General features: G+C 41.4%; 11 protein-coding genes. 4 read left to right on the forward strand and 7 right to left on the reverse strand.

The window, feature by feature from the left end:
* Positions 1 to 31: 31 nt before the first annotated feature.
* Positions 32 to 1,531, reverse strand: a complete 1,500-nt coding sequence (locus BM073_RS02090) for a lipopolysaccharide biosynthesis protein (RefSeq protein WP_091649588.1) — start codon at positions 1,529 to 1,531, stop codon at positions 32 to 34.
* A 14-nt stretch (positions 1,532 to 1,545) separates the two neighbouring features.
* A complete protein-coding gene (locus tag BM073_RS02095; RefSeq protein WP_091649590.1) occupies positions 1,546 to 2,331 on the reverse strand; it encodes an enoyl-CoA hydratase/isomerase family protein in 786 nt (261 codons plus the stop codon).
* Positions 2,332 to 2,532: 201 nt separating this feature from the next.
* Between BM073_RS02095 and BM073_RS02100 the strand changes: the two genes are divergently transcribed.
* The 4 genes from BM073_RS02100 (at position 2,533) to BM073_RS02115 (ending at position 7,831) form a co-directional block, all read left to right on the forward strand.
* On the forward strand, positions 2,533 to 3,987 hold the full coding sequence (locus BM073_RS02100) for an NADP-dependent isocitrate dehydrogenase (RefSeq protein WP_091649593.1): 1,455 nt from the start codon (positions 2,533 to 2,535) through the stop codon (positions 3,985 to 3,987).
* An 89-nt stretch (positions 3,988 to 4,076) separates the two neighbouring features.
* Complete coding sequence (locus tag BM073_RS02105; protein ID WP_091649596.1) at positions 4,077 to 5,387, forward strand: glycosyltransferase family 4 protein; 1,311 nt, start codon at positions 4,077 to 4,079, stop codon at positions 5,385 to 5,387.
* Entirely contained in the window at positions 5,359 to 6,441 is a 1,083-nt protein-coding gene (locus BM073_RS02110) for a DegT/DnrJ/EryC1/StrS family aminotransferase (protein ID WP_091649599.1), read from the forward strand. Before BM073_RS02105 ends, BM073_RS02110 begins: the two co-directional genes overlap by 29 nt.
* Before the next feature lie 256 nt (positions 6,442 to 6,697).
* Positions 6,698 to 7,831 (forward strand): DUF819 family protein, encoded by a 1,134-nt coding sequence (locus tag BM073_RS02115; protein WP_091649608.1) that lies wholly within the window; start codon positions 6,698 to 6,700, stop codon positions 7,829 to 7,831.
* 4 nt (positions 7,832 to 7,835) lie between these two features.
* Here the strand turns inward: BM073_RS02115 and BM073_RS02120 are convergent, their stop codons facing one another.
* The 5 genes from BM073_RS02120 to BM073_RS02140 form a co-directional block, all read right to left on the reverse strand.
* Entirely contained in the window at positions 7,836 to 8,378 is a 543-nt protein-coding gene (locus BM073_RS02120; RefSeq protein ID WP_091649611.1) for a methylated-DNA--[protein]-cysteine S-methyltransferase, read from the reverse strand.
* A gap of 1 nt (position 8,379) precedes the next feature.
* Positions 8,380 to 8,808 carry a nuclear transport factor 2 family protein gene (locus BM073_RS02125; RefSeq protein ID WP_091649614.1) on the reverse strand — a complete coding sequence of 143 codons (429 nt, stop codon included), beginning with the start codon at positions 8,806 to 8,808 and terminating at the stop codon, positions 8,380 to 8,382.
* Between the two features lie 334 nt (positions 8,809 to 9,142).
* Positions 9,143 to 10,597, reverse strand: a complete 1,455-nt coding sequence (locus BM073_RS02130; RefSeq protein ID WP_091649616.1) for an aldo/keto reductase — start codon at positions 10,595 to 10,597, stop codon at positions 9,143 to 9,145.
* A 14-nt stretch (positions 10,598 to 10,611) separates the two neighbouring features.
* On the reverse strand, positions 10,612 to 12,081 hold the full coding sequence (locus BM073_RS02135) for an APC family permease (RefSeq protein WP_091649619.1): 1,470 nt from the start codon (positions 12,079 to 12,081) through the stop codon (positions 10,612 to 10,614).
* 129 nt (positions 12,082 to 12,210) lie between these two features.
* On the reverse strand, positions 12,211 to 12,908 hold a 698-nt coding region (locus tag BM073_RS02140; RefSeq protein WP_175557827.1), incomplete at its 5' end, for a DDE-type integrase/transposase/recombinase.

Raw genomic sequence — 12,908 nt, forward strand, 5'->3', positions numbered from 1 at the left:
CAAATTTTTGCAAAAAATGATCCCGAATTTTCTAGCCTCTCCTTTTTACAAGGTTTTTTAACGTTTCTTTTTCCCAAATGAAAATTAATACTGCAAATGGGATGATGAGGGCATTTTTGATGAAAAAGTCTAAAACCGAGTTGTCTGTGCTCAGATAGAATCCTCCGTAACTTAGGCCGAAAGCCAATATTAGGTAAAAGAGTCCTTTACCCGTTTGATAGGGGATGGGGTAATATTTCTGCCCAAAATAAAAGCAAAGAATACACATCAGAAGGTAGCAGAGTAGGGTACTCATTGCTCCGCCCATGTACCCATAAATAGGAACGAAAATCCAAACCACCAAAATGCTGACCAAGGCTCCAGCCAGAGTGATCCAAAAGCTGTACTTGGTTTGATCAGTGACTTTAAACCAAATGGACAAGTTGAAGTAAATGCCCAGCAACAAGTAGCCCATCAATAAAATAGGTACAATAAATAAACCTGCTTCATAGCCTGAGCTTCGAAGCACCATTGGGCCGAGCCAGAATAAATTCACAGAAATAGCAATCATCAGCAGGCTGCAGAAAATAATGAAGGCATGCATCACTTTTGCATAGATGACTGGAGAGTTTTTGTTTTCTGATTCTTTAAAGAAAAATGGTTCCGCCGCATATTTGAAGGCCTGGATCACCAAGTTCATCAGGATCGCTAATTTGAAATTCGCTCCAAAAACACCCCCAGCTCCCCGGCTGCTCAATCCAGGGTAGAAATTTTCCGGTAGTATGTATTCAAACAATAATCGGGAAACGAGTTCATTGGTTACTCCCGCCAAACCCATGAAAAGTAAGGGCAAGGCGTAAGTCCACATGGGTTGAAGTATTGTTTTTTCTAGTCTAAAAGAAAAAAGACCCGCTTTCCACCAAACAAAGGGAATAATCAATCCATTGGCAAAGAGATTGGCGAGCAGAATATATTCCACTCCCCAGTCCAACCTATATCCTAAGAACCCATCGGAAATCAGCCCCGATTCGATCCATTGAGGAAATAAGATGATAAGGACAATGTTGAGCGCAACATTGAGAAATATATTGATCAGCTTAGCAGAGGCGAAGGAAATAGCTTTGTTGTCCAACCGAAGTTTGGCAAATGGAATAGCCAAAATCGCATCGAAGGATAAAATCAAGGCAGTCCATCTGAATAAATAGGCTTGCCCATGATAGTCCATCCAATCAGCTAAGAAAGGAGCCAATAAATAAAGCCCCGAACCCAATAATAAGGTGGATAAAATGAGTAAAGATTGGCTGTTGGAATAAACCCGATGGGAATCCAGATTTTTTCCTGTGGCAAATCGAAAAAAGCTCGTTTCCATTCCGTAAGTGAAAACGATATTCATAAAACCGATTAGCGCATAGATGCTTGTAAATGAACCCAGTGATTCCTTGCTGAGATACTGGGTGTATACGATGATCAGTAAAAAATTAATGGACCGGCCCAAAATGCTGCTCAGTCCATAAATCGCGGTTTGCCCGGCCAGTTTTTTTAAATTACTCATGAGGAGTCAGGGAATTACTCTCCCTTAAACACAGGCTTTCTTTTTTCTAAAAACGCGCTTGTTCCTTCTTTGTAATCGCCTGATTTGACACATCTGGCAAAACTATTTGCCTCAGTTTGGTAGCCATTTTCCTCAGCTAAATAAACCGCATTCACGCAGTCTACAATCATTCCGATTGCCAAAGGAGCTTTAGACATAATTTTACCGATGATTTCTTCGGCTTTAGCCATTGCATCATTTTTGGTTGGGAGCACATGGTTGACAAGTTTGAGACTCAGGGCCTCGTCTGCACCTATCATATCTCCCGTCATCATCAATTCATTGGCTTTGCCTCTGCCTATCAAAATGGTCATTCTTTGTGTACCTCCGTATCCTGGGATGATTCCCAAGTTCACTTCAGGTTGGCCGAATTTGGCATTGGCAGTAGCAATTCTCATATGACAAGCCATAGCCAATTCACAGCCACCACCCAAGGTATATCCGTTGGTTACAGCAATTACCGGCTTGTGGCAATTTTCTATCATGGAAAAAATTTCCTGACCGTTTTCCGCAAATTTTCTGGCATTTACCTCATTCAATTCGGCTATTTCGCTGATGTCAGCGCCTGCTACGAAGGCCTTTTCTCCAGCGCCCGTCAAGATGACTGCTTTGATGCTTTTGTCATCGATGACCTGGTCAAAAATCTCTCTCAACTCTTCCAAGGTGGCAAAGTTGAGGGCATTCATTTTATCCTCTCTATTGATGGTAAGGTAAAGAACTCCTTCTTTTTCCTCGGTCAGAATATTTCGATAATCTCCCATAAATTATTTTTTGAGTAGCAAACAAATATACGAGCAGGGTACTCAATCCCAAATTCCCTTTGGGAAATTTCCTGGCTCAAGATCTGATTCCAAATTGATTTTATGGATATCATCAATCTAATTTAGTCATTTTCAAAGGCCCATCCGCCATTTTTTATTTACTTTTGCACTGGTAAAATAAAAACTAAATCCACAATATATATGTCTTCAAAAAAGAAAATCACCGTAGCCTATGGTGATGGTATTGGGCCAGAAATCATGAAAGCAACACTGAATATCCTGGATGCAGCAGGTGCGCAACTGGAATATGATGTGATTGAAATCGGTGAACAAGTATACTTAAAGGGGATTTCCTCTGGTATGGAACCTAAATCATTTGATTCACTTCGTGAGACCAAAGTATTTTTGAAGTCACCAATCACCACTCCTCAAGGTGGTGGATTTAAGTCCCTGAATGTGACTACCAGAAAGTCATTCGGGCTATATGCCAACGTAAGACCTTGTAAGGCATATTCTCCATTTATTAAAACCCACTTCCCAAAAACAGACTTGGTAATCATTCGTGAGAATGAAGAAGATTTGTACGCGGGAATCGAGCATAGACAGACTCAGGAGGTTTACCAAACTTTGAAATTGGTATCCGAGCCGGGTTCCGAGAAAATCATCCGTTACGCTTTTGAATACGCTAAAAAGTATGGCAGAAAGAAAGTGACTTGTATGACCAAGGACAATATCATGAAATTGGCCGATGGTCTTTTCCACAAGAAATTTGACGAGGTAGCCAAGGAATATCCTGAGATCCAAACTGAACACAAAATCATCGATATCGGAACAGCTTTGATTGCTGAAAGACCGGAAATTTTTGATGTGATCGTGACCTTAAACTTGTATGGAGATATTATTTCCGACGTAGCAGCTCAGGTTACAGGTTCTGTAGGGCTAGGCGGATCTGCTAACGTTGGTGCGGAAGTAGCCATGTTCGAAGCGATCCACGGTTCTGCTCCTGATATCGCAGGAATGGGCATCGCCAACCCTTCAGGTTTGTTGAATGGTGCTATCATGATGCTGGTTCACATCGGCCAACCTGAAATTGCTGAGAAGATTTCTAACGCTTGGATGAGAACTTTGGAGGATGGAATCCATACAGGAGATATTTATCAGGAAGGTTTGTCAAGCAAAAAAGCAAGTACTCAAGAGTTTGCTCAGGCGGTAATCGAAAGATTGGGTCAGAAGCCTCAGAAGATGGCTGAAGCTTCTTTCGACAAAGAAGCGACTGAACCAATGAACATCAAATTGAGTCCAAAAACTAAGTCAAAGAAAGAATTGATCGGGGTGGACGTATTCATCGATTGGGATGAGGACAACAGAGACCCTAATGTAATTGGAGAAAGATTGAGAAAAGCGAATGCTGATGGTCTTCAGTTGCAATTGATCACCAACAGAGGAGTGAAAGTATTCCCTGAGGGAATGAAGGAAACCTTCTGTACTGATCACTGGAGATGTAGATTTAAGACTGCTGATCAAAGAGTAATTTCTCATGACACAGTGTTGGAATTGTTGAAGCAAATCCAAGGGTTAGGCTTTGACTTTATCAAAACCGAGCATCTATACACATTTGATGGTGCGAGAGGTTATTCTTTGGCACAAGGAGAATAATCATCATCAAGTACATATTTTAATTTTGAAAGGGGGAGGATTTCTTCCCCTTTCTTTTTGTCCTATAATTTTTCCAATTTCGGATTCCTATGGATCAAAAACTTTCCAAACGAGTTTTAATTATCACTTATTATTGGCCGCCTAGTGCCGGTTCTGGAGTTCAGCGTTGGTTGAAATTTGCTAAGTACCTTCCGGATTCAGGATGGGAACCTGTCATTTTTACTCCCGAAAACCCCGATTTTGATCTGAAAGATGAATCTCTCCTAAAGGAAATCCCAGAATCACTGGAAGTGATGAAGTTTCCGATTTGGGAACCTTATTCCTTACTGGATAAACTCCGGGGAAAGGGGAAAACGCATCCAGCCAGAATTATGGAGCAGAAGAAAAAGGGAATGCTGGAAAAGGCCGCAATCTGGTTAAGAGCCAATTTTCTAGTACCTGATCCTAGAGTTTTTTGGGTAAAGCCCTCAGTGAAATTTCTCTCAGAATTAGTCAAGGGAGGGCAGTTTGAGGCAATCATTACGACAGGACCTCCGCACTCCATGCATTTGATTGGGAGAGATTTAAAACGGAAGACAGGAGTTAAATGGGTTGCTGATTTCAGAGATCCTTGGTCGGAATGGGAGTTTTTGGATACCATGCCGATGAGCCCAAACATTCGGAAAAAGCACCAAAAGCTGGAAGAGTCTGTATTGAAAGAAGCAGACGAGGTTTTGACCATTTCGCCTACTTTTCAGAAGGACTTGGAGCGGCTTTCAAAAAGAAAAGTAAGATTACTTACCAATGGATTTGATCCTGCCGATTTACCGGAAGGATTTCAGCCCAAGCAGAAGAAAGAAGGGGAACTTCATTTGGTCTATACTGGAATTATCGATGCGATCAGAAATCCACTTCCTTTATTTAAAGCTTTGAAAGAGGAATTTTCCACCACAGAGGACAAGGTGAAATTTACCTTTGTGGGGAAAGTAAGCGAGCAAGTGAAAAAATTTGTGGAGGCAGACACTTGGCTAAGATCCATTGTAGATTTTGCAGGTTATGTTTCCCATCAAAAGGTGTTTGAATTTTATGCCCAAGCAGACGCTTTGGTTTTGATTCTAACCGATACTAAAAATGCCAAAGGCAATATTCCCGGAAAATTATTTGAATATTTAGCGATCGGAGTTCCAGTTTTGGCTTTGGGTGATCCAAAAGGAGATTCGGCAGCAATACTTCAAAATACAGGAATGGCTCAGGTAGTTTCCCATGAGGATCATGTTCAAATACAAATAGCCTTACGGAAATTGATGGATGAAAACATGCAGTCTGAATCCGAAGGCATGCCCAATCAATATTCCAGAAAATATCTTTCCGCTCAATTAGCAGAGATTTTAGATGAAAATACCCTTTCTAGATTTAAGTAAGATTCCGAATGAAATTCAACTGAAGCTGCAAGAGAAGTTTGCTAAGCTTTTGAAAAGAGGAGTTTATTCTTTCGGTCAGGAGGTGGAGAGTTTTGAATTTGAAGTCAAAGACTTTTTAAATACCTTTCATGCGATAAGCTGTGCCAATGGAACCGACGCTTTGGAATTGGCACTTCGGGCATTGAATATAGGTTCGGGGGATGAGGTGATCCTTCCCGCCATGACATGGGTAAGTACAGCGGAAGCCGTGATTATGGTAGGGGCAAAACCCATTTTTTGGGATACGGATGAAAATGGACTCTTGGCTAAGGACTGGACAAAGGCCGTCACCTCAAAGACCAAAGCTGTGATCCCGGTTCATTTATATGGCCAAATGCTGGAGATGAATAATTTGATGGTAAAAGCCAAACACCATCATTTGAAAGTTATTGAAGATGCAGCCCAAGCATTTGGATCTTTCTACGATGGGAGCTTTGCCGGAACTTGGGGTGATGTAGGATGCCTGAGTTTTTATCCGACAAAAAATCTGGGTGCTTTAGGTGAGGCGGGGATGTGTTTATGTCAAGATGCTGGTTTGGCGGAGCGGATAAGGTTGATCAGCAATCACGGGCAACCAGAAAGAGATCAGCATAATTTGGTTGGAAGAAACAGTCGGATGGATACTTTGCAGGCTGCCTTTTTGAGAATTTTTCTGGAGGATTTTTTCAAGCATCAGCAATTGAGAAAGGAATTTGCGGGAATTTACTGCGAAGAACTATCAGGTTTACCAGACCTTGAATTGCCTTTTAATTCCCAAGACCCAAGTTCGAATATGCATTTATTTGTGATCAAGTCTCCAAGAAGAGATTCTTTGAAGCAATACTTGGAAGAGCATGGGGTAGGAACAGCTATTCATTATCCTACTATTTTGCCTGATATGGTTCCTTACGAACATCAGGGTAATTATATGAATGCAAGAAAATTAAGTAAAGAATGTCTTTCCTTGCCTTTGAACCCCTGGATGAAAAAAGAGGAGGTTTACAGGGTTTGCAAATTGATTAAAGACTTTTTTTAAAGTAAACCTAAGCAAGATCAACATGCACCGCTCTTTATAATTCCATATTAAAATCTGGTTTTGCCAATTAGTTGAAAATCGGCTTATTATCAGCCTAAAGGATTAGATTCCGGAAGCTTCGGTCTTCGGTCATCTGTCTTCCAGCCAGATCATCAAAGCAAAAATGGCGAATGGAATTATATTGAATAACCAGATAATCTAACCCCGAATTTGCAAAGGGTTCTGAAAATTCCAATTCAATTTCCTATTTTCAAAAATGCCTTTTAATCAAAACCCGCTCTTTGTCGCAGGAGCGCTTTGTGTTGCTGTTTTTTTTGCAATCTGGTTAACCCGATTTTCATGGGGAAAAACCATAGGAACTCCCATATTGGTGATTTTAATCTGTGCCATTTTATCCAATGTAGGTATCATTCCCAGTGCCATGGGTGGTCATGTGGTTTACAATGGAGTTTTCAATTATTTGGCACCATTAGGGATTTTTATCGCTCTTTTGGAAGTCGATTTGAAAAGCATCAAGAAAGCTGGATTACCTCTTTTAATGATGTTTGGTTTGGGCACACTAGGAACAGTCATTGGAGTATTTGTAGCCTGGTTTGTGGTTCAGCCTCAATCCGAAATAGGAGATATGGCTTCTGCTGTGGCGGGCATGTTTACGGGCACTTACATAGGCGGAAGTATCAATTTCAATGCGGTAGCCCTCAGCTATGGAGTCAATGAAAACGGAACTTTGTATGCTGCAACTACCGTAGTGGATAACTTAATCGGAACTCCTTGGATCATTGCCACTTTGATATTGCCGAGGTATCTACAAAAACTTTTCCCTCGAAAAAAGCTGCAATCTGCCAAGCAGGCTCAGCAAATTCCAAGTGTAGAATATATTTCACTTTCCTCCTTGGCTTCGATTTTAGCCTTAGGCTTTTTGGCTATGGCTATTAGTCGAGTTTTGGAATATTATATTCCCCAAATTCCGGAAATCATCACTTTAACGACCATTGCCTTGATCCTCGCACAGTTTCCCTCAGTGCAGCAGTTGCACGGGAAGCATACTTTGGGATTTTTCTTTATTCTGGTTTTTCTCGCTGTAATAGGAACTCTCTGTGATGTGGGGGCACTTTCGGGAGTAGGATCTTTAGCAGGTACTCTAATCTTGTTTGTGGGCTTACTAGTGCTGATTCATGGTGTCGTGATTTTCGGTTTGGGAGCCTTATTCAAAATGGATTGGGATGTAATAGCTGTGGCCTCTCAAGCAAATGTGGGAGGGAATACTACCGCCATTGCAGCTGCGGAAAGTTTGGACAGGCCTGACCTGCTGATTCCTGGTGTTTTGGTAGGAAGCTTAGGAAATGCCTTGGGAACCTATTTAGGTTTTATGGTGGCGGGGATATTGTAGGATATTAATTAAACAGCTGAATCTGTCCAGGCTTGGAAAACTGCTGAATGCCTTCCAGTCTGAGAAGTTTCTTCTTGGCTTCCAATCCTCCTGCATAACCTACCAAACTTCCATCTGAACCTATAATTCTATGACAAGGCACAATGATGGATATTGCATTAGCTCCATTGGCTGAGGCAACAGCCCGAATGGCATCCGGGTTTTGGAGTTGTTGGGATAAGGCTAAATAGCTTTTGGTTTCTCCAAAAGGAATCTGAACCAAGGCATTCCAAACCGATTTTTGAAATACAGACCCGACAAAATGCAAGGGAAGATCGAAAGTTTTTCTCTCGGAGTTGAAGTATTCATTTAACTGGACTACTGCTTTTTCCAAAACAGGATGACTCCCTTCCTGGTATGCTGCATTTAATCCGCTTTGAATTCGCTGATCTATAGCCTGACGCATTTTTCTGTATTTCCAGTCGCAAAGGCAAAGTTGATCCCCGAAAACTCCCAAGAGAAGCTCTCCCACAGGAGATTGATAGGTTTGAGTAATGATTGTTTTCATCTTAAGGTCTTCTATATGCTTGGCGAGCCAAAAGTTTCCATTCCCCTTCTTCCTTTACCCAAACCAGCATCACTCCTAAATTGAGTTTCCTAAGTTCCCCATCAACCCAGATGGATCCATTGACCAAGTGTCTAACAATACCCAAATCTTCTGAGGCATAGCTGATTTCCTGTTCGCTTATGTCCCAAGTTTCATAATCGTTAATTTTCTCTTCGAATATTTTCAGAAATGCCTTTTGACTCTCAATTACCCCACCGCTATGTCCATAACTCAGTTGGGGAGAGGTGAGAGCTCGGAGTTTTTCCACGTTTTCTGAGAGTAGTGCCTGCGTCAGCTCATTCATTTTCCCCTCCAATTCGGTTTTGGATTGAGCGAATAATGGTGCATTACAGCAATATATAATAGCGAAAATCAGCAGGCATTTTTTCATAGGGAGTATGTTTTTTAGGTTTTATGATGATCCTCAATTTTAGCAGAATATAATGTAAGGATTCATTTTGCTTATTATGAATCCTGATACTTTCCCAAATCCATTTAGATTTTTCAATACAGAAACTAATATGTTCAAAAACATAAAAGTCAAAAATCTTAATAATGGAGAATTATTAGGGTCACCCTGAGCGCCTGCCTGACGTCAGGCAGGGAGTCGAAGGGCCCTCGACTCTGCTCGGACTGACCTAAACTTCATATCAACAATTAAAATTTCAATTGGGATGATAGCTCCCAAGTAAATAAACTCCCAGTCATAAGAGATAAAGACTTTTTTACTGAACGACAGCTTCTGCCTCAATTTCTACCAGATATTCATCTCCAATCAATTCTGCTCTAACCATGGTATTGGCAGGTTGGATCTCTGCAAAGCGTTCTCCGTGAGCTCTGGCCACTGCTTCCCAATCTGAGATATTTCTGATGAAAATTCTGGTTCTGATCACATCTTCCAATTTTCCTCCCAAAGCCTGAATAGCCCCTTCCAATTTGTCAATGATAAAATGTGTTTGGGCAGCAGGATCAGAGCCTCCCATGGCAAATGAGCCATGAGTAGCGGTGGTACCTGAAACAGAGATTTGATTTCCTTTTCTCACAGCTCTGCTAAAGCCTGCAATATCCTCCCATATCGTTCCGCTAAGAGCTTTGGTTCTTCCATCGTTTCCTTTCACAGTAGGATAGGGGGCAGGAAAAGACTCTACATGATGGCTTAAGTCTCCCGAAGCAGTCAAAAAAGGAGGTTTTCTATACTCGTCCCCACAATCTCCAGGGATAGGATCAAAGGTATTCAAGATCTCCTTGATTTTTTTCTTGTCCTGATCTTCGATTTGTAGTTTAAAAAGCTTTTGATTGTCCTCAATATGAGCACTTTTTCCAAGTCTGGCTCCGATGATGACTCCTCCTACGGCCGGCTGATCCATCATATATCTGCTGGCCACATTAGCAATGCCTACCTCCTGTTTCTTTGCAACTTGGTCTAAGACCTGAAGTAATTCCTGGAGTTTATTCCAGCCACCGATCTGATCTACAAATCGCTTGTACTTCATCTGAGACCAAGTCAGCTCCTCATTCAACAAAGGCTCTTCTTTTCCCAGCCATTTTTCTGAAAGAAATCCACCTCCAACGGTTCCAAAGGCCAATAATTTGATTCCATGCTGCAAGCAAAGTTCGGTCATCTTCCCTGCAGCTCTTTGATCCAAAAGAGAATAACAAACCTGATTGGAAACCACCTTGATGCCTGAATTAACCACAATATTCAGATGTGCGGTGTCAAAATTGGTCAATCCCAAATGCTTGATCAGTCCTTCTTCTTTCAGCTCCTGCAACCAAAAAAGACAATCCACCCATGAAGGATGCGAATATTGCCAGGCGTGAAATTGCATCAGATCGATTTGCTCAGAATGCATTCTTGTTAAAGCTCGTCCTACTGCTTCCCTTACCTGATCTTTGCTTATGTTTCCGGGAGAGGGTACCCACTTGGTGAAGAATTGGGCATTTTCTTTTCCGTATGTTTGAATGTAAGTGCCGGTGATTTCCTCCGCTGAACCGTAATGATCCGCCATGTCAAAAGTGGTAAAACCAGCATCTGCATAGGACTTCATAGCTTTTGCAGCTTCATAGGGATTTACCTTGTTTCCATCTCTTTCCAGATCGGCAATTTGCCATAATCCAGTCAAAACAGGACATATATTCAACCCAGGAGCCAGTTCTACAGTGTAATTTTCTTTGCTCATAATTTTTAAAGGACTTAATCAGGTAATTCTGAGAATCGTTTTGCTACATCTACTCCTGACTTTTTCAGTTGTGCCCATTGGTAGAAGAATAAGAGAGATGCGATTAGCAAAACCAAAAGGTAGACCCAAGTACTATGGAAGTACCAATCGCTTACCTGAGCATTTAGATCTTTTGAAATATGGATAATGAGGAATGTTGCCAAAAACAGCATGCCTAAAATGGCCAATATTCTTTGAAACTTTCGGTTTTTGATGGTTTTGATTTCTCCAGCCAAAGTTGGATTTCGAAAGGGCAAGAAAAACAGGGAGCAACTCATCAGCAAGAAATTGATCAGCATGGAAGTTACCATAATGTCTATTCCCAAAAAGAAATCTCCCGCAAAATGACTTCCCAATACTCCAATACTTGCCATAATTCCGCTGAGAATTAAGGCTGCATAAGGCGTTTGGAATTGTGAGTGGATCAGTGAAAGTTTATTGGGAAATATGCCGTCCTCTGCCCAGGAAAAAACCAGTCTGGAAACGGATAAAATCATAGCCGGTAAATCATTCAATAAGGCTATGGCGGCCCCGGCGAGAATCAGGATACCGACAGTTGGGTTGAGTACATAACTCAGAACACCTGCTGCCGAAATATCTTTTTGCAGGGCTTCTTCAGCTACAAACTGCCAAGGCACCGTATGGTAGACTGCATAAGTAAATGCGATGTAGAAAATTCCTACGCCCAATATGGCCAATGCAATGGCTTTAGGAAGATTTTTGGAAGGGTTTTTTGCCTCCCCTCCGGCTTGGGCTATGGAATCAAAGCCAATGAAGCTCGAAAATAAAAGAGCAGCAGCAGTTAAAAATGTACCCCAACTGAATTCCGCATCGATCAGGGAAATGCTTCTATTTTCTTTTTCTGAAAGTGCTTGCAGAAAATCCTGATGATCAAAACTCAAACCTGAGAAAATAACAACAGCACCCAAAGCAAACATTAATAACATCAAGGGGATGAGAGTTCTCTCATAAAACTTAAGTCCTCGGATATTGATTAAGGTGAAAAACCAAATCAGAAATAGGGCTAAGCTAACCCTAACTATTCCGATTTCCAGAAAACCTGCAACTGAAGTCCAAGCCAAAGCCAATACAACATCCCGAAAAAAAGGGATGACTACATAAGCAATGACCCCAATTACGATAGATAGCCCAAACCATTGGGAAAAACTGGCGATAAAACCAAGATAGGGGTGTAAAGATCTGCTGGCATACAAGTAGGAACCACCTGCTCTAGGCATGGCCGTACTGAGTATGGCATAGGCAAAAGCAGCTAAAAGTGCTGGAATGGCAGCAAATAAGAATGCAGGAATTACATAAGGCCCGATACCCGGTACATTCCTTTGAATCATAAAGGGTACTACATAGATAGATGCTCCTATCATGGAGCAAATTCCTGTAGCTGCTAAGCCCAACAAACCCAGCTGTCTTTTGAGGTGATTTTCCATAGGTGAATTGATTCCGAAAATAGGAGAAGAATCAAGGAATCAAAAATGGAATGGTTTAAAAGGTAGGTCAAAGATAGAAGAGGGGAGACGGAAGACAGAAGACCGAATGACCTTGCCTGATTTTGGTTGTCACAATTCCGTCTTGTGGATTGTTAATTTGTTTACATTTTGAGGTACTCTTTTTCTTGGTTGTTCAGGATTTCTGGGCTTCAATTTCAAGGTATATGCTATTGAAGGTTGAGTTTGCAACATCGATTTATATTGGAGGGGAGAAAGTCCATTGAGTACTTTCTTTCTTCTTTTCTTGTTGTGGTCAGCGACTGCTTTTTTCTGACATTTTCTCAATTCTTCAAGTTTCTTTGGCTTCCAGTAATTCAAGTATCCACTATTTATCAGATCGTTTGTTTTCTCTGCATAGGGGTTCTCGTAAGAATACATGCACATACTTTGAAGAATTCCGTGTCGATTACACAACTCCTTGTATACCTCGCTCTCATACTGCTTGCCTCCATCGCTATGATGAATCATCCCTTTGAGTTTTACTCCATTGCCCACGGCTCTGCTGATTGCTTTTCGCATCACTGCTCTATAATTGAGTGCATGATTGGAATCATAAGCTCCATAGCCTACGATTTCTTGGTTGTACACATCGGTGATATAGATCGTGTAAAGCTTAGTGTCTCCGTATAGATAATGGGCCATATCTGCCTGCCAGACTTGATTTACTCCATTCACATCTTTCTGAACCAGCAGGTTAGAAAACTCCCGGGTACCTGATTGTGTGGCTCTCCCATAACGTTTGGGATATTTGACACGGTAACCCAACT

Source organism: Algoriphagus ornithinivorans (assembly GCF_900115305.1).
GTDB lineage: Bacteria > Bacteroidota > Bacteroidia > Cytophagales > Cyclobacteriaceae > Algoriphagus > Algoriphagus ornithinivorans.

What these genes read in the sequence shown, in the direction of transcription:
- BM073_RS02090 (WP_091649588.1), bottom strand. Translation starts at nt 1,531, where the DNA reads ATGAGTAATTTAAAAAAACTGGCCGGGCAAACCGCGATTTATGGACTG.
- BM073_RS02095 (WP_091649590.1), bottom strand. Translation starts at nt 2,331, where the DNA reads ATGGGAGATTATCGAAATATTCTGACCGAGGAAAAAGAAGGAGTTCTT.
- BM073_RS02100 (WP_091649593.1), top strand. Translation starts at nt 2,533, where the DNA reads ATGTCTTCAAAAAAGAAAATCACCGTAGCCTATGGTGATGGTATTGGG.
- BM073_RS02105 (WP_091649596.1), top strand. Translation starts at nt 4,077, where the DNA reads ATGGATCAAAAACTTTCCAAACGAGTTTTAATTATCACTTATTATTGG.
- BM073_RS02110 (WP_091649599.1), top strand. Translation starts at nt 5,359, where the DNA reads ATGAAAATACCCTTTCTAGATTTAAGTAAGATTCCGAATGAAATTCAA.
- BM073_RS02115 (WP_091649608.1), top strand. Translation starts at nt 6,698, where the DNA reads ATGCCTTTTAATCAAAACCCGCTCTTTGTCGCAGGAGCGCTTTGTGTT.
- BM073_RS02120 (WP_091649611.1), bottom strand. Translation starts at nt 8,378, where the DNA reads ATGAAAACAATCATTACTCAAACCTATCAATCTCCTGTGGGAGAGCTT.
- BM073_RS02125 (WP_091649614.1), bottom strand. Translation starts at nt 8,808, where the DNA reads ATGAAAAAATGCCTGCTGATTTTCGCTATTATATATTGCTGTAATGCA.
- BM073_RS02130 (WP_091649616.1), bottom strand. Translation starts at nt 10,597, where the DNA reads ATGAGCAAAGAAAATTACACTGTAGAACTGGCTCCTGGGTTGAATATA.
- BM073_RS02135 (WP_091649619.1), bottom strand. Translation starts at nt 12,081, where the DNA reads ATGGAAAATCACCTCAAAAGACAGCTGGGTTTGTTGGGCTTAGCAGCT.